The organism is Streptomyces sp. ATexAB-D23 (assembly GCF_000373645.1).
GTDB classification, from domain to species: Bacteria; Actinomycetota; Actinomycetes; order Streptomycetales; family Streptomycetaceae; genus Streptomyces; species Streptomyces castrisilvae.
Genome location: NZ_KB892089.1, coordinates 34,718 through 56,610 on the forward strand (window position 1 = coordinate 34,718; position 21,893 = coordinate 56,610).

The following is a 21,893-nucleotide window of genomic DNA, read 5'->3' on the forward strand; positions in this document are numbered from 1 at the left end:
CGGTCCTGCGGACGCGGCGGGAAAAGCGGCGAGAGCCCTGCGAACGGCGTTCAGCCCTTAGGCTCAAGGAATGGCAGGCGCAGCACAGCAGCGGATCAGCCCGGTCTTTCTCGGCATTGCCGCCGTGACCGCCGTGGCCGGGTGGGGAGTGTGGACGGACTTCGCGGCGCAGCCCGGGTTCGCGACGTTCCTGTTCGTCACCGGGGCCTGGGTGGTGTCGCTGTGTCTGCATGAGTACGCGCATGCCAGGACCGCGCTGCACAGCGGGGACATCTCGATCGGCGCCAAGGGCTATCTGACGCTGAATCCGCTCAAGTACACGCACGCGCTGCTGAGCATCGTGCTGCCGGTGCTGTTCGTGATCATGGGCGGGATCGGGCTGCCGGGCGGGGCGGTCTTCATCGAGCGGGGACGGATCCGGGGGCGGTGGCGGCACAGTCTGATCTCGGCGGCGGGGCCGCTGACCAATGTGCTGTTCGCCCTCGTGTGCACCGCGCCGTTCTGGCTGCACGCGCTGGACGGGGTCCCGCCCGCCTTCCGCAACGCGCTGGGCTTCCTGGCTCTGCTCCAGGTGACGGCGGCGATCCTGAACTTCCTGCCGGTGCCGGGGCTCGACGGCTACGGGGTGATCGAGCCGTGGCTGTCGTACTCCGTGCGGCGGTCGGTGGAGCCGATCGCGCCGTTCGGACTGATCGCGGTCTTCGCCCTGCTGTGGATCCCCGAGCTGAACGCGGTCTTCTTCGACGCCGTCTACGCGGTGCTGAGGTCGCTGGGCGTGCACGGGTTCTGGGTGGACTGCGGGCTGGACGCCTACCGGTTCTGGCAGGGGGCCAGTCCGGTGTGCGGAATCGGAGGGTGAGCGGGGGCGGCTACAGGCTCTGGTCCGCCGGGCGGCCGGTTGCCTCGGCGCGGCGGCGGCGCAGGTAGTACCAGGCCATGTTGGACGAGAGTCCGACGAGCAGCACCCAGACGGCCCCGATGAGCCACATGCCCTCCACGAAGGACGTCACGGCCGCGGCAACGGCGAGGACGCAGACGACGAGGGCGTAGAGAGCGAGGCGGGGCATGGGGGTGGCTCCTGTCGGGGGCTGGTACGCGGTCCCCTCCAGTGTCCCCCATGCCTCCGGCCGCCCGGAGCAGGGTGGGCCCCCGCTCACACGTCGGTGGTACGCAGTCCGGCGTGGGCCTTGTAGCGGCGGTTGACCGAGATGAGGTTGGCGACCAGCGACTCGACCTGGTGGGCGTTGCGGAGCCGGCCGGCGAAGATGCCGCGCATGCCGGGGATGCGGCCGGCCAGGGCCTGGACGATGTCGGTGTCGGCGCGGGCCTCGCCCAGAACCAGGACGTCGGTGTCGATCTCCTCGATCGCCTCGTCCTGGAGCAGCACGGCGGACAGGTGGTGGAAGGCGGCGGTGACGCGGGAGTCCGGCAGCAGGGCGGCGGCCTGTTCGGCGGCGCTGCCCTCCTCCGGCTTCAGCGCGTAGGCGCCCTTCTTGTCGAAACCGAGCGGGTTGACGCAGTCGACGACCAGTTTCCCGGCCAGCTCCTCGCGCAGCGACTCCAGCGTCTTGGCGTGCCCGTCCCACGGCACCGCGACGATCACCACGTCGCTGTCGCGGGCGCAGGCGGCGTTGTCGGCGCCCCGTACGCCGTGCCCCAGCTCCTGGGCGGCGGCCTCGGCGCGGTCCGCGGCGCGGGAGCCGATGATCACCTGCTGCCCGGCGCGGGCGAACCGGTAGGCGAGCCCGCGCCCCTGCGGGCCGGTGCCGCCGAGCACGCCGATGGTCAGGCCGGACACGTCGGGCAGGTCCCACGGGTCCTTGACGGGGGGCTTGGGCGCGCTGCCGTTGTCATTCGTAGTCATGGCCTCGACACTACTGCCAGGTACGGCGTCAGGACCCTGTGTCCCCGACCAGCGGGACGGATCATCGGACAGCCTTCCGGACGACCCCCCGTGCGGATGACCGCGGGGCCGTTCGCCGATGACGGGCAGCGGGCTCGTGGATGATGCCGGGCCATGGATGCCGTACGTGTGGCGCTGCTGCGTGAAGTGCTCGCCAGGACCCGGTGGCCGGCGGCCGCCCGGCAGTTCGCCGGGGCCCTGCGCTCCTCCGTGGTCCCGCACGGCGGCGGGCTGCTGCTGGTCGGGACCGAGGTGTACGAGCCCTGGCACCTGGCGGCCCATCTGGTCGACGAGTCCACCTGGGCGGGGCTGCCCGAACTCCGCCCCACCCTGGTCCGCCACCGGGTGGAACCCGGCGTCCCCGAACACCTCTCGGTCGGGCTCGGCCGGATCGAGGCGGCGGGGCGGGGCGAGACGCTGCTCGTGGTGACGCCGGAGCGGCCGGGCGAGGGTTTCCTCGAACGGGTCCACGACGCCCGCCGGGCCGGGGCGACGGTCCTCTCGCTGGACAACGGCGATCCGCAGGTGCGCGGGCTCGCCCATGAGGCGCTGTCCGTGACGGACGGCGACGATGTGGACCTGGACACCGTCCAGCACCTGGTGAGCGCCGCCGCCGGGGAGAACGGCACGCCCGTCCCGCGCGGCGGCCGGCGCACCTTCCGCGACCGGCTGTCCCGCCTCGCCGACCAGCTGACCGCACCTCCCCCGCCTCGGTGGTGAGGTGCGGGACGCCGCCCGGAGGACCCGGCGCCCCCGGCGGCCCCCGCGCCTGCCCATGCCCGCCCCGGTCAGGCCCGGACCTGGCCGCCCCGATCCGCCCGCATCCGCCCACCCCGGTCCGCGCCTGGCCATATCCGCGCCTCCGCCCCGGGCCGCCCGCGCCTGCCCGCGCCCGCCCGCCCCGGGCCTGCCCGCGCCTGCCCACCCCGGTCGGCGCCGGCCATCGCCTGCCCGCGTCCCGTCCGCCCGGACCTGCCCGCCCCGGTCCGCGCCGGGGCCGCCGCCGGTCGCCTCGGAGGAGGCGGCGGGGGCCCCTGCGGTGTACGGGCCCCGGCGCCCCGGGGTCCGGCCCTGCCCCCGCCCCCGCCGCGAATACCGTTTGCATTGGGCACGTATCCCGACAGACCATGTCTCCTCGTGACCTCTCGCTCCTCCCTCGCCGCCAGGCTTGCCGCGCTCCTTCCCGATCTTTCGCCCTGGCGCTCGTCGGCCGATTTCCGGCTGCTGTGGGTGCAGGGGATCGTCACCTACTTCGGCAGCTTCATGGCGCTGATCGCGCTGCCGCTCCAGATCAAGGACCTCACCGGCTCTCCCCTCGCCGTCGGCGCGATGGGCGCGGTCGAGCTGGTGCCGCTGGTCATATGCGGCCTGTACGGCGGCGCGCTCGCCGACGCGGCCGACCGGCGGAAGATCATCCTGGCCACCGAGGCCGGGCTCGGGCTCCTCGCGCTGATCCTCCTGGTGAACGCGGCCCTGCCCGACCCGCTGCTGTGGCCGCTCTACGTGGTGGCGGGCGGCGTCTCCGCGCTCGCCGGGCTCCAACGGCCCGCGCTGGACTCGCTGATGGCCCGCATCGTGCCGCACGAACAGCTGCCCGCTGCCGCCGCCCTGAACGCCCTGCGCTGGCAGGCCGGGGCGATCATGGGCCCGGCGCTGGCGGGCCTCGTGGTGGCCTACGCCGGGCACGCCACCGCGTACTCCGTCACCGTGGTCACCTTCGCCGCCTCCGTGCTGATGTGCCGCAGGCTCGCCCCGGCGCCGCCCGCCGAGAAGGGGCAGAAGCCTTCGCTGCGCGGCATCGTGGAGGGCGCGCGCTACGCGTGGAGCCGGCCGGTGCTCCTCGGGACGTACGCGATCGACATGGCCGCGATGTTCTTCGCCTTCCCCAACACCATCTTCCCGTTCCTCGCGGACGAGCTGGACGCCGACTGGTCGCTCGGCCTGATGTACGCGGCGGGCTCGGTCGGCTCCCTCGTCCTGGGTCTGACCAGCGGCTGGACCTCCCGGGTGCGCAGGCATGGGCTGTTCGTCGTGTGCGGTGCCGCCGTCTGGGGCATGGCCATCGCGGCGGCCGGCTGGTTCGGCAACGTGTGGCTGGTGCTGGTCTGCCTCGGGTTCGCCGGGGCGGGCGACATGCTCAGCGGCCTCGGACGCTCCACCATCTGGAACCAGACCATCCCCGAGGAGCTGCGCGGCCGCCTCGCGGGCATCGAGGTGCTCTCGTACAGCGTCGGGCCGCAGCTCGGCCAGGTCCGGGCCGGCGGCATGGCGGGATGGACCGGGACCCGGCCCGCGATCTGGACCGGCGGCGTGGCCTGCGTCGCCTCCGTGGCGCTGCTGGCCGCGGCGCTCCCCAAGCTCCTCACGTACGACGCGGCGACGGACGAGGACGCGATGCGCAGGCGCGCGCAGCACGCCGAGGGACTGGACGCGGCCCCGGCCGCCTGAGCCGGCCGCCTCAGCCGGGCCCCGGGGTCCCTGGGGCCCCAGGGACCCCGGAGGCCCCAGAGGTGTCGGAGGTCTCGGGGAGCCCGAGGGGTCGGGTCAGGCGTCGTCCTCGTCCGGGCCCTGGCGGTCGTGCCACTTGGGGTCGGTCTCCCACTCCAGGTTCCGCTCCCGGGCCGTCTCCATGGCGTGCTGCGCCTCCTGGCGGGTGGCGTACGGGCCGAAGCGGTCCTTGGCCGGGCACTCGGGGCCCTCCTCGACCTTCTTGTGCTCCAGGCAGTAGAACCACTCGCCCGGCTTGCCCACCGTGCGCTTCTTGAACAGGGCCATCGTCGGTTCCTTTCCTCTGTGCCATGCTGCCCCAGACACGCTGGTTAGACTCGCTGGCATGTCTGGCCAGTCGCTGCTTGTACCAGGGGAGCTCACTCCCGTCCGTTCCGTGCCCGGAAACATCCGGCGCCCCGAGTATGTCGGCAAGCCCGCCCCGACGCCGTACACCGGCCCGGAGGTCCAGGACGCCGACACCGTCGAGCGCATGCGCGTCGCGGGACGGATCGCCGCGCAGGCGATGGCCGAGGCCGCCAAGCACATCTCCCCGGGCGTCACCACGGACGAACTCGACCGCGTCGCCCACGAGTTCATGTGCGACCACGGCGCCTACCCGTCGACGCTGGGCTACCGGGGCTTCCCCAAGTCGCTGTGCACCTCGCTCAACGAGGTGATCTGCCACGGCATCCCGGACTCCACGGTGCTGCGCGACGGCGACATCGTGAACCTCGACGTGACCGCGTACATCAACGGCGTCCACGGCGACAACAACGCGACCTACCTCTGCGGCGACGTGGACGAGGAGTCCCGGCTGCTCGTCGAGCGCACCGAGGAGTCGCTGAAGCGGGCGATCAAGGCGGTGCGGCCGGGCCGGCAGATCAATGTGATCGGGCGGGTCATCGAGTCGTACGCGAAGCGCTTCGGGTACGGCGTGGTGCGGGACTTCACCGGGCACGGGATCAACACCTCGTTCCACTCGGGGCTGATCGTGCCGCACTACGACAGCCCGCACGCCACCACGGTGATGAAGCCCGGCATGACGTTCACCATCGAGCCGATGCTGACGCTCGGCAGCCACGACTACGACATGTGGGACGACGGCTGGACCGTGGTGACCAAGGACCGCAAGCGCACCGCGCAGTTCGAGCACACGCTCGTGGTGACGGAGACCGGCGCGGACATCCTCACGCTGCCGTAGCGCGCGCGGCGGGTATGAGCACCTCCCGGCACCACTCGCGGAAGGCGGTGGGGGCCGGGGTGGTCAGCGCCCGCCACTCGGCGTCGTAGACGCCGTTGTCCTGGGCGTCCGCCATGTCGAACAGGCCCTGCGCCCAGGCCTCGCTCATCCCGTACCGCGCCATCGTCGCCCGGTAGGCCTCGCGGTCGGGCTCCTCGAAGCGGACCGGGCGCTCCAGGACCTCGGACAGGACCTGGGCCATGCCGTGGGGGGACAGGGCGTCCGGGCCGATCACCGGGACGGTGTCCTGCCCCGACCAGGAGTCGTCGGCCAGCAGACGGGCGGCGGTCGCGGCGATGTCGCGGGTGGCGACGAGCGCCAGCGGGCGGTCCGCGGCCACCGGCAGCGAGAGCACGCCCCGCGCCGCGAGCGCTTCGGCCTGGTGGAGGAGGTTCTCCATGAAGAAGGGCATCGCCAGGGACCGGTAGCCGACCCCGGTGCTCTCGATCATCTCGTCCATCGCGAACGCGGCCGACAACTGCCCGGCGCCCGAGCCGTGGGCGCGGCCGAGGCTGCTGACGCCGACGACACGGCGGACGCCCTGTGCCCGGATCGCCTCGCAGGCCGGGCGGGTGAAGCCGAGGTAGTGCTCCTGGATGTCGTCCGCGACCGGGTTCGGCGGGACCAGCCACAGGACGCTGTCGGCGTCCTTGAACGCCTCGGCCAGGACGCGGGGATCGCTGTGCGAGCCCTGGACGATCTCGGCGCCCTCGCGCGCCCTCGGGGCGAGCCGGGCGGGGTCGCGGGCGATCACCCGCACCTGCCGGCCGCCGTCGAGCAGCGCGTCGATGACCTGGTGGCCGATCCGGCCGGTGGGAGCGGTAACGACAATCACGGAAGCCTCCGAAGCATGGCTGTGGACAGGGATACGACGTGCCGGCCGGTCACCGGCCGCCCACCGTTTCCGCTGATAACGATGGCACGCTAACGTCGATATCGCAAACCGCTAACATAATTCCGTTATCATCGGAAACCATGGAGACCGACCACCCCGCCCCCGCACGGGACAACCGCCAACGAATCATCGCCGCCGCCACCCGGCTGCTCGCCGAAGAGGGGCGCGAGGCGGTGTCGACGCGCGCGGTCAGCGCCGCGGCCGGCGTCCAGGCACCCACCATCTACCGGCTGTTCGGCGACAAGCAGGGCCTGCTCGACGCCGTCGCCGCGCACGGCTTCGCGAGCCATGTCGGCGAGAAGGCCACCCTGGAGCTCACCGGCGACCCGGTGCAGGACCTGCGCACCGGCTGGGACTTCAACACCGAGTTCGGGCTGGCCAACCCGGCCCTCTACACCCTCATGTACGCCCAGCCCAGCCCCGGCACCCCCTCCCCCGCGGCCACCGCCGCACTGGAGATCCTCGCCACCCACATCCACCGGATCGCCGAGGCCGGGCGCCTGAGGATCGACGAGACGCGCGCCACCCACCTGGTGCACGCCGTGGGCGGCGGCACCACCCTCTCCCTCATCGCCACCCCCGAGGACCACCGGGACATGAGCGTGTCCCATCTGGCCCGGGAGGCGGTGATCGCCGCGATCACCACCGAGGCCCCGGCCACCCCCGCCTCCGGCCCCGCGGCGGCGGCGGTCGCCCTGCACGCCCTGCTCCCCCGGACCGGCGCACTGACCGCGGGCGAGCGCGCCCTGCTCGCGGAACTGCTCGACCGCATCTCGGCCGCACCCGAAGCGGGCGCCCGACCAGCAACCCACCACCACACCCCCTAAGGCCGGAGCGACACCGCAACCGTCCCCTCCGACGGCACGGCGACACCACGATCACCGCGCCCCCGGGCGGCACCGCGGCGCCGAAGTTACCGACAAGTCGTCGGCAAGGAGTTGACTTAGGTATGCCTAAGTAGGAAGATCGAGCCATCGGCAGGCGCTGCGGCGGGCAACCGCGGCGGGCCGATATTTCCGTCTCTTTCTGGACTTCCCGTCCCCTCGGCCCCGGAGGCCCGCCTTGGACGCAACCGTCACCGCCACGCCCTTCTCGACGCTGATCCGTACCGCGTCGCACGAGCAGCACACCGAGGCGGAGACCTCGACCTTCATGAGCGATCTGCTCGGCGGGCGCCTCGGGGTGGACGCGTACACGCGGTACACCGAGCAGCTGTGGTTCGTGTACCGCGCCCTGGAGGAGGGCGCCCAGGCGCTGGCCTCCGACCCGGTCGCCGGGCCCTTCATACAGCCCGAGCTGATGCGCACCACCGAGCTGGAGCGCGACCTCGCGCATCTGCGGGGTGCCGACTGGCGCGAGGGTCTGGAGCCGCTTGGGGCCACCGCCGCCTACGCCGAACGGGTCGCCGAGTGCGCCCGTACCTGGCCCGCCGGATACATCGCGCACCACTACACGCGGTACCTGGGAGACCTGTCGGGCGGTCAGATCATCCGCGACAAGGCGGAGAAGACCTGGGGCTTCGCGCGCAAGGGCGACGGGGTGCGGTTCTACGTCTTCGAGGAGATCACCAACCCCGCGTCCTTCAAGCGGGGTTACCGTGAGCTGCTGGACGCGGTGAACGCCGACGACCTGGAGAAGCGGCGGATCGTGGACGAGTGCAAGCGCGCCTTCGCGCTGAACACGGCCGTTTTCCGGGAGCTGGGCGAGGTGTTCCGGGCCGCCTGACGGGCGACCGACAGCCATGGGCCGGACAGGCCCTAACCGTGGTGGGTCAGGACGACCCTGCCGCCGATCTCCACCGAACCGTCCGGCGCGGGCGCGGTGAGGATCTGGGAGCCGCGGCCCTGTGTGATGTTGAGTGCGCGACCCAGCCGGGCGCTCAGCAACAGGGCCGCGGCTCCCGTCGCTTCGTCCTCCGCGATGCCCCCGGTACAGGCACCGGCTCCACCGGAGCGGCTGACGCCGCGCTCATCGAACCCGCGCCGGAACGCCCGCGCCCGGACCCGGCCCGCCGCCTCGTCCTCCCAGGCCCATGCGTAGAGCCTGCCCCCGCCGGGCGGCGGAGCCGGGAGCGCGTCGACCTCGGCGGCCGACGCGTACCGCTGGAGCGTGCGCGGCGGCGCCCACTCGGGGCGGGCGGTGATCCAGCTGAACTCGCCGTCCTGGCGGGCGAACACATCGCCCACCTCCAGCTCCAGGATCTCCAGGTCGAGCAGCCAGGCGGCGCCGACCACGGAGTGACCGGCGAACGGCAGCCGCAGGCCCGGGGTGTAGATGTCGAGCCGCCCGCGCTCGGGGTCGTCCACGAACACGGTCCCGCTGAAGCCGAGCCGGCGGGCGAGTTCCTGACGGGCCGGCCGGTCCGGGTGGCGGCGCCCGTCGCGTACGACCCCGAGGGCGTTGCCGTGCCGGCCGTCGGGACCGCAGAACACGCGCAGGACATCGATGCCGGCGGGTACGTCGTAGTCGTTCACGTGCGCATTCAAGCACCGCCCGGGTACCGGGCCCCACGAGAGGGCCGGTACCCGGGCGGTGGTGTCGACGGGTGCCGAGTTGTCAGGCGGTACGGCGGCGGCGGGCGACGGCGACCGCACCCGCGCCGGCCGCGACGACCAGGCCCGAGGCGGCGAACAGCGCGCCGGCCGGGATGTCGGAGCCGGTGGAGGCCAGGGCGCCCGAGCCGCCGATCGTGCCGGCCCCGCCGACACTGCCCGAACCACCGACGCTGCCGGAGCCGCCCGTGGACGAGCCGCCCGTGCTGCCTCCGGCGGACGAGCCGCCCGTGGTGGAGCCGGACGGGAGGGTGGCGTCCTTGTCGAGGGAGACCGCGACGGTCAGCGCGTCGAGCTCCGCGCCCGCCTGGTACATCGAGCCGAAGGCCTTGGTGGCGCCGTCGGCGGTGAGGGTGGCCGGGACGCCGGACAGGGTCACCACACCGTCCTTCGCGGCGAGCTTGCCGGCGGGCAGCTTCAGGTCGGCGATGGCCAGCGCGGTGTAGCTGGACACCTTCTTCGTCTCCCGGTCCTTGGAGGAGACGTCCGCGACGAGCTGGGCCTTGGTGCCGTCCGACCGGATCGCCAGGTTGGTCAGCGACAGGTCGAGGGTGTAGGCGCCGTCCTCCTTGTGGCCGAGGAAGCGGACCTTGCCGTCGAACTCGGCCTTCAGGGTCTGCCCGGCGGCGTCGAAGCTGCCGGTGGCGTCGGAGAAGCGGTAGCCGTCGGCGGTCGCGCTCGCGCCGCCCGTCGTCTCCACCTTGCCATCGGCGATGGGGCCCGTGACGTACGAGCGGAAGGACGCCTTGACGCCCCAGTCCAGGGTGCCGTCGACGATCGGGCCGGACTCGGCGGCCGGCTTGTCGGTGGCGGTCGCCGTGGCCGTCGGGCTGGGCTTCGTCGTCGGCTGAGTGGGCTCGGTGGTGGGCTTGCCGGTCGGGGTGGCCGGGTCCGTCGGCTTCTCGGTGGGCTCGGCCGGGTCCGTGGGCTTCTCGGTCGGGGTGGCCGGGTCGGTCGGCTTCTCGGTCGGGGTGGCTGCGGCCGTCACGGTGAGCGTGGCCGGGTCGAGCACCTCCCCTTCCTTGTACTGGCCGTTGAAGGCCTCGGAGCCGGCCTTCGTCAGCTTGGCGGGGATGTCCTTGAAGACCATCGCGCCGCCCGCACCCTGGCCGGGCTTCACGGCGGAGAGGTCGAGGTCGGCGACGGCCACGTCGTTCTGCGTGCCCTCCGCGGTCGCGACATCGGCGGTGATCGCGCCGCCGGTGCCGGCGGTGGAGACCTTGACGTCCGAGAGCGTGATGTCCAGGACGCCACCGTGGGCGAAGAAGTTGACCCCGCCGTCGAAGGCGGTGTCGGTGCCGTGCGTGGTGATGTCGTACGTGCCCTTGCCGTTGACGAAGGTAAAGACACCGTTGCCGTCGGCCTGGGTGGCGCCGTCCTTCACGGTGATCTTGCCGGCGCCGCCGATGTACTTGCGGAAGGACTCCTTGAAGCCCCAGTCCAGCGTGCCGTCCTTCAGCTCGATCGTCGGCGCGGCGGCGGTGGCGTTCGGCGCGGAACGGTCGGCGGCGAGGGCCGGAAGGGCCAGCGAGGCGCCGAGTGCGGCGGCGGTGGCGACGGCTGCGGCGAGGGTTATGGGGCGGCGGGTGGCTGCCATGGTCGGGGGTCTCCTCAGGGATGAACAGGTCGACGGGGATGGTGGGGACGGGGTGGTGCGGGGGGTCAGGAAGAGGCGTCCGGCTTCGCCCGGTTGCGGCGTACGAGCATCAGCGCGGCGGCCGCCGCGGCGAGCACTCCGGCGCCGCCGACGGCCAGGTAGAGACCGGTCCGGGAGTCGTCGTCCGCCTCGGCCGCGGTGGGGACCGCGGCGGTCTTCCTCACCGGGCTCTTCGACGGTTCCGGCGTGGCGGTGGCGTCGCTGCCCAGGTCGGGCAGGGCGGGCAGCTCCGCCTTCGCGTCGGTGGCCACGGCGAGCGAGACCGGGTCCATGGCGGTGCCCGCCTTGTAGAGGGAGCCGAACACCTTGGCGCCGTCGGCGGTCAGCGTGGCGGGGGCCTCGGTGAGGACCGCGAGGCCGTCCTTCGGCGCGAAGTCCTTGGCGGTGAAGGTGACGAGCGGCACCGCCTTCGTGGCCGCGCCGTCGCTCAGCACGTCGGCGCGCAGCGTGCCCTTGCCCGCCTTCACGCCCACCGCGAACCCGGACAGCTTCAGATCGAGGCCGTCGGCGGCGGTGAAGCGGACGCTGCCCGCGAAGGTGGCCGCCAGGGTCTGCTTCTCGGGGTCGTACGAGCCCTTCCCCTTCGGGAAGCGGAAGAGCGCGCCGCCGTCCTGGGCTCCGTCGGCGAGGGTCCACTTGCCCTGGCCGATCGAGCCGGTGACGTACTCGCGGAAGGTGCGGCGTACGCCCCAGTCGACGGCGCCGTCCTCGAAGGGACCGGCCGCGGTCTCCTTCTTCTGCTCGGTGCTCTTGCCGGGCGTGGCCGAGGACTTGGAGGGGCTGGGCTTCGCGGCCGGTCCTGTGGTGTCCACGGAGAGGCTGACCGGGTCCAGCGGTGTGCCGGCCGTGTAGTAGCCGGCGAAGGACTTGGCGCCCTGTGAGGTGAGCGTGGCCGGGATGTTGTTGAGGGCGATGGGGGTGGAACCGCCCCGCATGTCGATCCCGGACAGGTTGAGCGTGGCCATCGGGACCTGGGCGGCGGAGGTGACGCGTCCGCTCCCCCGTTCCTTGCTGACCATGTCCGCGTACAGGGTGCCGCTGCCGCCCTGGATGCGGACGGTGGGACGGCTGATGGTGAGGTCGAGTTCGTAGGATCCGCCGGACTTCTTGTGCCCCACGAAGCGGACACCGCCCGAGAAGCCGGCCCGGAACGCGCCGTTCGCCGGATCGTAGGAGCCGGTCGCGGAGTGGAAGCGGAACTGACTGCCGCCGACCGTGGCGGCGCCGCCGGTCAGCCCCCAACTCCCCTGGGCGATCGGGCCCGTGACGTAGCTCTGGAACGAGGACTTGATGCCCCAGTCCAGCCGTCCGCCCTGCACCGTACGGCTCGCCGCTTGCGCGGCGGTCGCCGGGAGCAGAGCGCCCAGCAGGACCGCGAGAAGCGCCACGGCGAGAGCGCGGGCAGGTCTGAACGATGGCATGGGGCCCCTCCGAAGTCTGGAAACACAGGTAAGGCTAACCTAAGGTATGTACATCCCGTGTCGGTACCCCCTTCCGTCACATTCTTCTCAGACCATCACCAACTGCTCGCCGTAGTGCGAGCCGCACAACGACAGGACGGTGCCCCGTGCGCTTCTCGCAGGACTTCGCCCCGCCGGGCCGCAGCGCCCGGCGAACCGGGCGCGGGCGCACCGGCGTCCTGACCACCGCCCTCGCCCTGGCCTCGGTCCTGCTCCTGTCCGGCTGCGGCGGTACGGAGCCGCCCTCGGCGAAGACCTCCGGCGCCGGGGCCTCGTCGGCGGCGGACGCCGACCGGATAGAGCCGCTGACCGGCACGCCCGCCCCGAAGCTTCCGGTGACCGTCACCTCGGCGGACGGCAAGCGGACCACCATCACCTCCGCGGACCGGATCGTGCCGCTGACCGGCAGCCTGAGCGAGATCGTGTTCACGCTGGGGCTCGGCAAGCAGGTCGTGGCCCGCGACATCACCGCCACCTTCGAACAGGCCGAGAAGCTCCCCGTGGTGACCCGGGCCCACGACGTGTCGGCCGAGGGCGTCCTGTCGCTGAAGCCCACCGTGGTCCTCGCGGACACCACGACCGGCCCCTCCGAGGCGATCGGGCAGATCCGCGACGCCGGGATTCCGCTCGTGGTGGTCGAGCCCGCCAAGGAACTCGCCGATGTGGGCCGCCGGATCGAGACCGTGGCCGGGGCGCTCGGCGTGCCGCAGGCCGGGGCCACGCTGAAGAAGCGCACCGAGGACCGCATCGACGCCGTGCGCGAATCCGTGCCCGCACCGGCCGACGGAGCCGGGAAGCCACGTGTCGCCTTCCTCTATCTGCGCGGCTCCGCCTCCGTCTATCTGCTGGGCGGCCGGGATTCCGGGGCCGGTTCGCTGCTGGAGGCCGCGGGCGCGGTCGACGCGGGCAAGGAGTCCGGGCTGAAGAAGGACTTCACCGCCATCACCAGCGAGGCGCTGGCCAAGGCCGCGCCCGACGCGATCCTCGTCATGACCAAGGGCCTCGAATCGGTCGGCGGCGTCGACGGCCTGGTGAAGATCCCGGGCGTCGCCGAGACCCCGGCCGGGATGGACCGGCGGATCGTCTCCGTCGACGACGGGGTCCTGCTGAACTACGGCCCGCGCACCGACCGCGTCCTGAGTGAACTGGTCGCCCAGCTCTACCCGGAGAGCGGTGCGGGCAAGTGACGACCTCCTACGAAGCACCCGCCAAGACAGCCGGGCCCGAGGCTCCAGCGGCCCTGCCCCGGGCCCGGCGCTCCACCGCCGTCACCCTCACCGCCGGGCTGCTCGCGGCGCTGATCCTGGGCTGCCTGCTGTCCGCCGGGCTCGGCGCGTACAACATCCCGCTCGGCGACGTCCTCGCCTCCGTCCAGCACCGGATGGGGCTCGGCGGGCACGCCCTGGACCGGGTCGGCGAGAGCGTCCTGTGGAACGTACGGCTGCCGAGGGTCGTCCTCGCGCTGCTGGTCGGCGCCTCGCTCGGCTGCGCGGGCGCCCTGATGCAGGGCGTGTTCGGCAATCCGCTCGCCGAGCCGGGCGTCATCGGGATCTCCGCGGGCGCCGCGGTCGGCGCGGTCGCCTCGATCGCGCTCGGACTGAGCTTCTTCGGCAACTGGACCATCACCGTCTGCGCGTTCGCCGCCGGTCTGCTGACCGTGCTCCTCGTCTACACGCTGTCGCGGTCGGGCGGCCGGACCGAGGTGGTGACGCTGATCCTCACCGGGATCGCCGTCAACGCCTTCGCGGGCGCCCTCATCGGCCTGTTCGTCTTCTTCGCCGACAACGCGCAGATCACCCAGATCACCTTCTGGCAGCTCGGCTCGCTGGCCCAGGCCACCTGGCCGAAGGTGCTGGCCGTCCTGCCGTGCGCGGCGCTGGGGCTCCTCATCGCCCCCTTCTACGCGCGCAAGCTGGACCTGCTCGCGCTCGGCGAGCGGCCCGCCCGGCACCTCGGCGTCGATGTGGAGCGGCTGCGCCTCGTGCTGGTGCTCGTCGTGGCGCTGCTGACGGCGGCGGCGGTCGCGGTCGCCGGGATCATCTCGTTCGTCGGGCTCCTGGTGCCGCACCTGCTGCGCATGGCGAACGGTCCGGGGCACCGTTTCCTCGTCCCCGGCAGCGCGCTCGGCGGCGCGCTCGTGCTGGTCGCGGGCGACCTCGCGGCCCGTACCGTCGCCGACCCGGCGGAGCTGCCGCTCGGTGTGCTGACCGCGCTCTTCGGCAGCCCGTTCTTCTTCTGGCTGCTGCGCAGGACCCGTCGCAAGCAAGGTGGTTGGGCATGAAGTCGCTGCGGAACCTCTTCGCCACGCACAGCCGGCAGTTGCCCGTACGTGTACCGGCCGGCGCGCCGGTCGCCGAGGTGAGCGGGCTGCGGGTGCGGCTCGGCGGGCGGCAGGTGCTGGACTCCATCGACCTGACCGCGCACGCGGGCGAGGTCCTGGCGCTCGTCGGTCCGAACGGGGCCGGGAAGTCCACCCTGCTGGCCGCGCTCGCCGCCGACCTGCCGGCCGAGAGCGGTGCCGTACGCATCGACGGACGGCCGGTCACCGACTGGGCCGCCCCCGAACTGGCCCTGCGCCGGGCCGTGCTGCCGCAGTCCGCGGCCCTCGCCTTCCCGTTCCCGGTGGAGGACGTCGTACGGATGGGGCGCGCGCCCTGGGCGGGTACGGACCGGGCGGACGAGGACGATCCGGCGGTCGCCGCCGCGATGGCGGCCACCGAGGTCACCGAGTTCGCCGGGCGCCCCTTCTCCGCGCTGTCCGGCGGTGAGCGGGCCCGGGTCGCGCTGGCCAGGGTGCTGGCGCAGCGGGCCCCGCTGCTGTTGCTGGACGAGCCGACGGCCGCGCTGGACCTGCGCCACCAGGAGCTGGTGCTGCGGATCTGCCGGGAGCGGGCCGCCGCCGGGGACGCGGTCGTCGTCGTCCTGCACGACCTGGGGCTCGCCGCCGCCTACGCGGACCGGGCGGCCGTGCTGCACGAGGGGCGGATCGCGGTGGCGGGCCCGCCGGCGGAGGTGTTCTCGGGCGAACTGCTCGGCAGGGTCTACCGGCAGGCGGTCGAGGTGTTCCCGCACCCGCGGACGGGGGTGCCGCTCGTCGTACCGGACCGGACCGCCTGACCTCGGCACCGCCCGATCCGGTCCCGGCCCTCGCGGTGTTCGTCTGCCCGGTAGGGTTCGGACGGTCAGTGGCGACGGATCAGAAGGCGCGGAAAGCAACGGATGAGAAGTCTGAAGCCGGCACGGCCGGTGACGGGACTCGCGGTGGCGACGGTGCTGAGCCTGGCGGCGAGCGGGTGCATGACCGTGCACGGCGAGGAGGCAGTCGTGCCGGCCGCGACGAAGTCCGAGGCCGCACGGGTCCTGAAGGAGTTCACCGCCGCGTACAACGCCGCCGACAAGGCGTACGATCCGGCGCTCGACGCCGGCCTGGTGACGGGCTCCCTCGGCGCCATCAACCAGGCGGGGCTCAAGGCACGCCACACGATCGAGCCGACCGGCAACGCCCGGCACCAGCCGCTGGAGCTGACGGACGCCAAGTTCGTCATCCCGAAGAAGGCGGGCTGGCCGCGCTGGTTCCTCGCCGACACGGACTCCAACCGTGACCGGGACACGGGCGACCAGGACACCCGCTGGCTGCTGGCCTTCGTCAAGTCCGGCCCCGACGCGGGCTGGAAGGCCGCCTATCTGGCGGTCGTCGCCCCGGACCGGATACCGGACCTCGTGGAGGACGACGACGGCCTGGCCGAGCCGGTCGCGGCGGACAGCACCGACCTGGCCGTGGCCCCGCAGGACCTGGGCACGCAGTACACGCAGTACCTGCAGAAGGGCACGCCCGATGTGTTCGCCCCGGGCGCCGCGACCTCCCAGTGGCGCGACGCCCGGCTGAACACCAAGCGGGCCGGCTTCTCCTACCAGTACGTCGACCAGCCGCTGGACAACGGCACGTTCGCGCCTCTCGCGCTGGCGGCCGGGAACGGCGGGGCGCTGGTCTTCTTCAGCAGCAAGCACTACGAACGGCAGACCGCGGCGAAGGGGCTGCACCCGACCGTGGACCCCGATGTGGAGGCGCTGCTCAGTGGTGAGGTGAAGAGCACCCTGACCAAGGAGCGGATCTCCAGCCAGCTGGTGTACGTCCCCGGGAAGGGCGCCGAGCACCGCAAGCTCACCGTGCTGAACCGGCTGCCCGGCCTGACGGCGGCGAAGGGCTCGTAGCGGGGCGCCGGTGACCGGGGCCCCGCCCGGTCACCGGCGCAGCGGCCAGGCCACCGCGTCGTGATCGACCTCACTCTGCTCGGCGGAGCCCACGAACCGCGCGCAGGCGTCCGTCAGCGTCTCCAGGAGCGTCAGCGGGTCGGGCAGCGGGTGCTCGGGGCCCCGCAGCCAGGCGACGTCCAGCTCGCCGGGGAGCTGGGCCGGCGGCAGCAGGACGTAGCTGCCCCGGCAGTGCCAGCGCAGGCCCGGGTGCTCGTCCATCGTCTCGGGGTGGCAGTCCAGCTCGCACGGCCACCACTCGTCCTCGTCCTCCGGCGTGCCGCGCGTCGCCGTGAAGAACAGCATCCGGTCGTCGCCGGAGCGGGCGACCGGGCCGACCTCGATCCCGGCTTCGAGCAGCCGCTCCAGCGCCTGGGCGCCGGCGGACAGCGGGACGTCGAGCACGTCGTGGATCATGCCGGTCGCGGTGATGAAGTTCGCCTGCGGCTGGCTGCGGGCCCAGCGCTCGATCTGGGCGCGGTCGGTGGTGGACTGCGTCTGCCAGGCGAAGGAGACGGGGTGACGGGCGGGGGTGGGACAGCCGATGCGTTCGCACGAACATCGGTAGCCGACCGGGTGGGCGGCGGGCGCGATCGGCATTCCGGCTTCGGCGACAGCCAGGAGCAGCGCCTCCCGTGCGGTGTCGTCGACCTCGCGCTGCTGCGGTTTGGGTCGTCGCCGCAGCCACTGGGAAAACTTGCTCTCTGAGCCGCGATTACGGCCGAAATCGGCGCCCATCTATCCCCTTGCCTTTGCGTTGCCCCTGCCCATGGTCCCACCATCCTGCGCCTCGGGTGGCCAGAGTCCGGAAGCGGGGTGGGACGGCCGGTGCCGCAGGGTGGGCGCTATCACACGCTTTGTCACGAAAGAGCGCGTGTATCCCCGGCCCGGAACCGGGCGGGGGCGCGCGTGGCGGGGCGTGTCCGCCCGAACCACCCGATCGGACCACTGCGCCCGGGGGCCCGCAGGCCGCACCATGGGCTCACGCACACACCCGTGCGACGCACCGGCCGCAGCGGCCACAGCCGCAGCGACGATTTCGTGAGGAGCCTTCCTTGCCTCGTGAAGCCACACCCCGGCACTACCTGATGTGCGCCCCTTCCCACTTCAGGGTGACGTATTCCATCAATCCCTGGATGGATCCCACCAAGCCCGTCGACCTGCCGCTGGCGCAGACCCAGTGGGAGGACCTGCGCGACCGCTACCGTGCGCTCGGTCACACCGTGGATCTGCTGGAGCCCCGGCCCGACCTGCCCGACATGGTCTTCGCGGCGAACGGGGCCACGGTGATCGACGGCCGGGTGCTCGGCGCCCGCTTCGCCTACCGGGAACGGTTCGAGGAGGCCGCCGCCCACCGGGACTGGTTCCGTGACCGCGGCTTCGCCGAGATCCACGAGCCGGACCACGTCAACGAGGGCGAGGGCGATTTCGCGGTGACCGCCTCGTACGTCCTGGCCGGGCGCGGTTTCCGGTCGAGTCCGCTCTCGCACGCGGAGGCGCAGGAGTTCTTCGGCCGTCCGGTGATCGGTCTCGATCTGGTCGATCCGCGCTACTACCACCTCGATACGGCCCTGAGCGTGCTGGACGACGCGGCCGACGAGGTCATGTACTACCCTCCGGCCTTCTCACCGGGCAGCAGGGCGGTGCTGGCCCGGCTCTTCCCGGACGCGCTGATCGCCGAGGAGCCGGACGCCGCGGCGCTCGGTCTGAACGCGGTGAGCGACGGGCGCCATGTGCTGCTGCCGCAGGCCGCGACGGGCCTGTTCGACCCGTTGCGGGCGCGCGGTTTCGAGCCGGTGCCGATGGACCTGAGCGAGCTGCTGAAGGGCGGCGGCAGCGTGAAGTGCTGCACGCAGGAGCTGCGCGGCTAGGGCCTGTCCGGCGGATCTTCGTGGATCAGCCCGCGGCGTCTGGTGCGTGCTTTCGGCGTGCGCCCGGATCTGCCTCGTACTGGACGTACTTGGGTGATTCGGGCGTGCGGCGAGAGTGCGTGCCAGGCGTCGCGGGCCCGCGAAGATCCGCCGGACAGGCCCTAACCGGCCTGCGGGGGCGGCCAGGCGTCGCCCCAGTCGATGTCCCGGGCGGCGCGGTACAGCTCGCCGTGCCGCTTGGTGACCGTGGCCCGCTCCAGGCCCTCGTCGCGGGTGCAGAGCTCCAGGAGCACCTGGCCCTTGCGGATCTGCGGGCGGCGGGTGACCCGGGCGGTCACGGGCCGGGTCGCGAAGCGGGTGGCGACGACGTAGCTGAACTTCTCGTCCTCGTACGGCAGCGTGCCGCCCTTGACCTTGCGGTGCAGGGAGGAGCGGCTGACCCGGGCCGAGAAGTGGCACCAGTCGGTGCCCGGCTCGATGGGGCAGGCGCCGCTGTGCGGGCAGGGCGCGGCGACGGTGAGCCCGGCGGCGGTCAGCCGGTCGCGGGCGTCGATGATCCGGGCGTATCCGTCGGGGGTGCCGGCCTCGACGACCACGACGGCCCGCGCGGCGGCCGCGGCGGCGTCGATGAGCGCGGTGCGGGCCCGGCCGGTCAGCTCGTTGAGCACGTAGGAGACCGTGACCAGGTCGGTGGGGGCGAGGTCCAGGTCCTCGCCGATGCGGGCGCGCCGCCACTCGGCGGTGCGCAGGGCCGGCAGGCCGGAGACGGCGGCCAGTTCGCGGCCGAGGGCGAGGGCGGGTTCGGCCCAGTCCAGGACCGTGGTGCGGTGGCCCTCCCACGCCCCGGCGACGGCCCAGCTCGCGGCCCCGGTGCCGCCGCCGACGTCGGTGTGCGTGGCGGGCGCCCAGTCGGGGGCGGCCGCGCGCAGGGCGTCGAGGGCGGCCCGTACGGCTTCGAAGGTGGCGGGCATCCGGTACGCGGCGTACGCGGCCACGTCCGAGCGGTCGCGGAGCACCGGGGCGTCGGTGGGAATCGTGCCCCGGTAGTGGGCGATGAGCCGGTCGACGGCCTGGCCCGCCTGCTTGGGCGGCAGCCCGTCCAGGAGTCCGGACAGGGCGGCGCGCAGGGCTTCCGCGGTGGGGAGGGTGGCGTTCACCGAGGAATTGTAGGCGGGGCGGGGGCTCTCAGATCGCGGAGGTGCGCTGCCAGGGACGGCACAGGCCGAGGAAGCAGGCGAGGGCGCCGACCGCGCAGACCAGCTGGACGACGGCCATGGGTACCGCGGTCGCCTCGCCCGCGATCCCGACGAGCGGGGAGGCCACGGCCCCGATCAGGAACTGCGAGGTGCCGAGCAGCGCGGAGGCCGATCCGGCGGCGTGCTTGGTCCGCATCAGTGCCTGGGCGTTGGTGTTGGGCATCGCCAGGCCCATGGCCGACATCAGGATGAACAGTCCGGCGGCCACCGGCACGAGACCGACGTCGCCGAAGGCCCCGGACGTCATCAGGAGCAGGGCGACCGCGGCGGCCACGATGGCGACGAGCCCGCAGGTGAGGGCCTTGTCGAGGCTGACCCGGCCGACGAGCAGCTTGCCGTTGATCTGGCCGACCGCGATCAGTCCGATGGAGTTGATGCCGAACAGCAGGCTGAAGGTCTGCGGGGAGGCGCCGTAGATCTCCTGAATGACGAAGGGTGAGGCGCTCACGTAGGCGAAGAGGGCGGCGAAGGCGAGGCTGCCCGCGATCATGTAGCCGGTGAAGACGCGGTCGGCGAGCAGCCCGCGCATCGTGCGCAGCGCGTCGCCGACGCCTCCGGTGTGGCGCTCGGCGGGCGGCAGGGTCTCGTCGAGCCACTTCCAGACGACGAAGGTGAGCAGGACGCCGACCACGGTGAGGACGGCGAAGATGCCGCGCCAGTCGGTGAGCCGCAGGACCTGTCCGCCGATGACCGGTGCGATGACGGGGGCGACGCCGGAGATCAGCATCAGGGTCGAGAAGAACCGCGCCATCGCGACGCCGTCGTACATGTCGCGCACCACGGCGCGGGCGATGACGATGCCGGCCGCGCCCGCGAGGCCCTGGATCAGGCGGAAGGCGATGAGGAGCCCGGCGGACGGGGCGAAGACGCAGATCGCGGTGGCGAGGACGTAGACGGCCATGCCGAGGAGCAGCGGGCGGCGCCTGCCCCAGCGGTCGCTCATCGGTCCGACGACGACCTGGCCGAGCGCCATGCCGGTGAGGCAGGCGGTGAGGGTGAGCTGGACCGTGGAGGCGGGTGCGTGCAGCGAGTCGGTGACGGCGGGGAGCGCCGGGAGGTACATGTCCATGGACAGCGGCGGGAGCGCCGTCAGTCCGCCGAGGACCAGGGTGACGAGGAGGCCGGTGCGCCGGGCGGCCGCGGTGACGGCTCGGGGCTGTGCCGTGCCGGTGCCGGTGGTGCTGTCGGGGGTGGGGTCGGTGGTGCGTATGTGCTGGGCCCGGCTGACGCCGCTCTCCGGCATTCTCATCTCCATAGTTGTTGAATCCGGCTCTATGCTCTCAGCTCAGCGGGAGTGGTCGACACCTTTTGGAGCGTGCATGAGCAGGACTGTCCGTTGGGGCGTGCTGGCGACAGGCGGGATCGCGGCGACGTTCACCGCTGATCTGAAGGCCATGCCCGACGCGGAGGTGGTGGCCGTGGCCTCCCGTACGGACGCCTCGGCGCGGGCCTTCGCCGAGCGGTTCGGGATACCGAGGGCGTACGGCGACTGGGCCGGTCTGGTCGCGGACGACGAGGTCGACGTGGTGTACGTGGCCACGCCGCACTCCGCGCACCGGGAGGCCGCCGCGCTCGCGCTGGAGGCCGGGAAGCACGTGCTGTGCGAGAAGGCGTTCACGCTGAACGAGCGCGAGGCCCGGGAGCTGGTGAAGCTCGCCCGGGACCGCGGGGTCTTCCTGATGGAAGCGATGTGGACGTACTGCAACCCGGTCGTGCGGCGGCTGACCGAGCTGGTGCGGGACGGGGCGATCGGCGAGATCCGTACCGTGCAGGCCGACTTCGGCTTCGCGGGCGACCTGGGTCCCGGTCACCGGCTGCGCGATCCGCGGCTGGGCGGCGGCGCGCTGCTGGACCTGGGCGTGTATCCGGTGTCGTTCGCCCATCTGCTGCTGGGCGAGCCGGACCGGGTGCAGGCGGACGCGCTGCTGTCGCCGGAGGGCGTGGACCTGAACACCGGGATGCTGCTGGGCTGGGACTCGGGCGCCACGGCGCTGCTGTCCTGCTCGATCGTCGGGCACCACCCGACCGCCGCCACGGTGATCGGCACGGGCGGGCGGATCGACATCCCGCACAGCTTCTTCCACCCGCAGGGTTTCGTGCTGCACCGGGCGGGCGCCGAGCCCGAGGAGATCACCTCGGGTCCGGGCCCGCAGGGCCTCTCGGGGATGCAGTACGAGGCGGCCGAGGTGATGCGCGCGGTCCGGGCGGGCGAGACGGAGTCCCCGCTGGTGCCGCTGGAGGGTTCGCTCGCGGTGATGCGGACGCTCGACGCGGTACGTGACCGCGTCGGCGTCCGCTACCCGGTGGACGCGTAGGCG

The 21,893-nt window shown here is 72.9% G+C and carries 22 protein-coding genes; 12 read left to right on the forward strand and 10 right to left on the reverse strand.

All coding sequences use genetic code 11. The features are described 5' to 3' along the window. Positions 1-70 precede the first annotated feature (70 nt). Positions 71-859: a site-2 protease family protein gene (locus B082_RS0134280; protein WP_026250477.1), complete on the forward strand. Its 789-nt coding sequence runs from the start codon at positions 71-73 to the stop codon at positions 857-859. A 10-nt stretch (positions 860-869) separates the two neighbouring features. Here B082_RS0134280 and B082_RS0134285 read toward each other — a convergent pair whose 3' ends face one another. Next, on the reverse strand, positions 870-1,067 hold the full coding sequence (locus B082_RS0134285) for a hypothetical protein (RefSeq protein ID WP_018556292.1): 198 nt from the start codon (positions 1,065-1,067) through the stop codon (positions 870-872). 86 nt (positions 1,068-1,153) lie between these two features. Further along, on the reverse strand, positions 1,154-1,864 hold the full coding sequence (gene npdG / locus B082_RS0134290) for an NADPH-dependent F420 reductase (RefSeq protein ID WP_018556293.1): 711 nt from the start codon (positions 1,862-1,864) through the stop codon (positions 1,154-1,156). A gap of 153 nt (positions 1,865-2,017) precedes the next feature. Here npdG and B082_RS0134295 point away from each other — a divergent pair, with 153 nt between their 5' ends. Together B082_RS0134295 and B082_RS0134300 are read left to right on the forward strand one after the other, a co-directional pair. Further along, complete coding sequence (locus B082_RS0134295; RefSeq protein WP_018556294.1) at positions 2,018-2,623, forward strand: hypothetical protein; 606 nt, start codon at positions 2,018-2,020, stop codon at positions 2,621-2,623. 417 nt (positions 2,624-3,040) lie between these two features. Beyond that, a complete protein-coding gene (locus tag B082_RS0134300) occupies positions 3,041-4,351 on the forward strand; it encodes an MFS transporter (RefSeq protein WP_026250478.1) in 1,311 nt (436 codons plus the stop codon). A gap of 96 nt (positions 4,352-4,447) precedes the next feature. Here the strand turns inward: B082_RS0134300 and B082_RS0134305 are convergent, their stop codons facing one another. Continuing rightward, positions 4,448-4,678, reverse strand: coding sequence for a hypothetical protein (locus tag B082_RS0134305; protein WP_018556296.1), 231 nt, complete (start codon positions 4,676-4,678; stop codon positions 4,448-4,450). A gap of 58 nt (positions 4,679-4,736) precedes the next feature. Here B082_RS0134305 and map point away from each other — a divergent pair, with 58 nt between their 5' ends. Further along, complete coding sequence (map, locus tag B082_RS0134310) at positions 4,737-5,594, forward strand: type I methionyl aminopeptidase (protein WP_026250479.1); 858 nt, start codon at positions 4,737-4,739, stop codon at positions 5,592-5,594. Here the strand turns inward: map and B082_RS0134315 are convergent. Then, positions 5,581-6,468, reverse strand: a complete 888-nt coding sequence (locus B082_RS0134315) for an NAD(P)H-binding protein (RefSeq protein WP_018556298.1) — start codon at positions 6,466-6,468, stop codon at positions 5,581-5,583. The genes map and B082_RS0134315 overlap by 14 nt on opposite strands. A 140-nt stretch (positions 6,469-6,608) precedes the next feature. Here B082_RS0134315 and B082_RS0134320 point away from each other — a divergent pair, with 140 nt between their 5' ends. Continuing rightward, a complete protein-coding gene (locus B082_RS0134320; RefSeq protein WP_018556299.1) occupies positions 6,609-7,355 on the forward strand; it encodes a TetR/AcrR family transcriptional regulator in 747 nt (248 codons plus the stop codon). A 235-nt stretch (positions 7,356-7,590) separates the two neighbouring features. Next, positions 7,591-8,253 (forward strand): heme oxygenase (biliverdin-producing), encoded by a 663-nt coding sequence (locus tag B082_RS0134325; RefSeq protein ID WP_018556300.1) that lies wholly within the window; start codon positions 7,591-7,593, stop codon positions 8,251-8,253. Positions 8,254-8,285: 32 nt separating this feature from the next. On the opposite strand, the gene B082_RS0134330 is transcribed toward B082_RS0134325, so the two are convergent. The 3 genes from B082_RS0134330 to B082_RS0134340 form a co-directional block, all read right to left on the reverse strand. Then, positions 8,286-9,002 (reverse strand): PhzF family phenazine biosynthesis protein, encoded by a 717-nt coding sequence (locus B082_RS0134330; RefSeq protein WP_026250480.1) that lies wholly within the window; start codon positions 9,000-9,002, stop codon positions 8,286-8,288. An 82-nt stretch (positions 9,003-9,084) separates the two neighbouring features. After that, positions 9,085-10,677: an HtaA domain-containing protein gene (locus B082_RS0134335; protein ID WP_018556302.1), complete on the reverse strand. Its 1,593-nt coding sequence runs from the start codon at positions 10,675-10,677 to the stop codon at positions 9,085-9,087. Positions 10,678-10,742: 65 nt separating this feature from the next. Next, positions 10,743-12,158, reverse strand: coding sequence for an HtaA domain-containing protein (locus B082_RS0134340; protein ID WP_026250481.1), 1,416 nt, complete (start codon positions 12,156-12,158; stop codon positions 10,743-10,745). Positions 12,159-12,304: 146 nt separating this feature from the next. Here B082_RS0134340 and B082_RS0134345 point away from each other — a divergent pair, with 146 nt between their 5' ends. The 4 genes from B082_RS0134345 (at position 12,305) to B082_RS0134360 (ending at position 16,409) form a co-directional block, all read left to right on the forward strand. Further along, the gene (locus tag B082_RS0134345; RefSeq protein WP_018556304.1) at positions 12,305-13,384 is read left to right on the forward strand and encodes a heme/hemin ABC transporter substrate-binding protein; all 1,080 of its coding nucleotides are present in this window, start codon (positions 12,305-12,307) and stop codon (positions 13,382-13,384) included. After that, positions 13,381-14,478 carry a FecCD family ABC transporter permease gene (locus B082_RS0134350; protein ID WP_018556305.1) on the forward strand — a complete coding sequence of 366 codons (1,098 nt, stop codon included), beginning with the start codon at positions 13,381-13,383 and terminating at the stop codon, positions 14,476-14,478. The genes B082_RS0134345 and B082_RS0134350 overlap by 4 nt, the downstream gene beginning before the upstream one ends. Continuing rightward, positions 14,475-15,314: a heme ABC transporter ATP-binding protein gene (locus B082_RS0134355; RefSeq protein WP_018556306.1), complete on the forward strand. Its 840-nt coding sequence runs from the start codon at positions 14,475-14,477 to the stop codon at positions 15,312-15,314. The genes B082_RS0134350 and B082_RS0134355 overlap by 4 nt, the downstream gene beginning before the upstream one ends. 102 nt (positions 15,315-15,416) lie before the next feature. Next, the gene (locus tag B082_RS0134360; protein ID WP_420707729.1) at positions 15,417-16,409 is read left to right on the forward strand and encodes a hypothetical protein; all 993 of its coding nucleotides are present in this window, start codon (positions 15,417-15,419) and stop codon (positions 16,407-16,409) included. Between the two features lie 30 nt (positions 16,410-16,439). Here B082_RS0134360 and B082_RS0134365 read toward each other — a convergent pair whose 3' ends face one another. Further along, the gene (locus B082_RS0134365; protein ID WP_018556308.1) at positions 16,440-17,186 is read right to left on the reverse strand and encodes a bifunctional DNA primase/polymerase; all 747 of its coding nucleotides are present in this window, start codon (positions 17,184-17,186) and stop codon (positions 16,440-16,442) included. A gap of 317 nt (positions 17,187-17,503) precedes the next feature. On the opposite strand from B082_RS0134365, the gene ddaH reads away from it, so the two are divergent. After that, positions 17,504-18,319: a dimethylargininase gene (ddaH, locus tag B082_RS0134370; RefSeq protein WP_026250482.1), complete on the forward strand. Its 816-nt coding sequence runs from the start codon at positions 17,504-17,506 to the stop codon at positions 18,317-18,319. Between the two features lie 161 nt (positions 18,320-18,480). Here ddaH and B082_RS0134375 read toward each other — a convergent pair whose 3' ends face one another. Both B082_RS0134375 and B082_RS0134380 read right to left on the reverse strand, forming a co-directional pair. Continuing rightward, positions 18,481-19,476 carry a small ribosomal subunit Rsm22 family protein gene (locus B082_RS0134375; protein WP_018556310.1) on the reverse strand — a complete coding sequence of 332 codons (996 nt, stop codon included), beginning with the start codon at positions 19,474-19,476 and terminating at the stop codon, positions 18,481-18,483. A gap of 28 nt (positions 19,477-19,504) precedes the next feature. Next, positions 19,505-20,818 carry a multidrug effflux MFS transporter gene (locus B082_RS0134380; protein ID WP_018556311.1) on the reverse strand — a complete coding sequence of 438 codons (1,314 nt, stop codon included), beginning with the start codon at positions 20,816-20,818 and terminating at the stop codon, positions 19,505-19,507. 76 nt (positions 20,819-20,894) lie between these two features. On the opposite strand from B082_RS0134380, the gene B082_RS0134385 reads away from it, so the two are divergent. Further along, on the forward strand, positions 20,895-21,890 hold the full coding sequence (locus B082_RS0134385) for a Gfo/Idh/MocA family protein (RefSeq protein WP_026250483.1): 996 nt from the start codon (positions 20,895-20,897) through the stop codon (positions 21,888-21,890). Positions 21,891-21,893 lie beyond the last annotated feature (3 nt).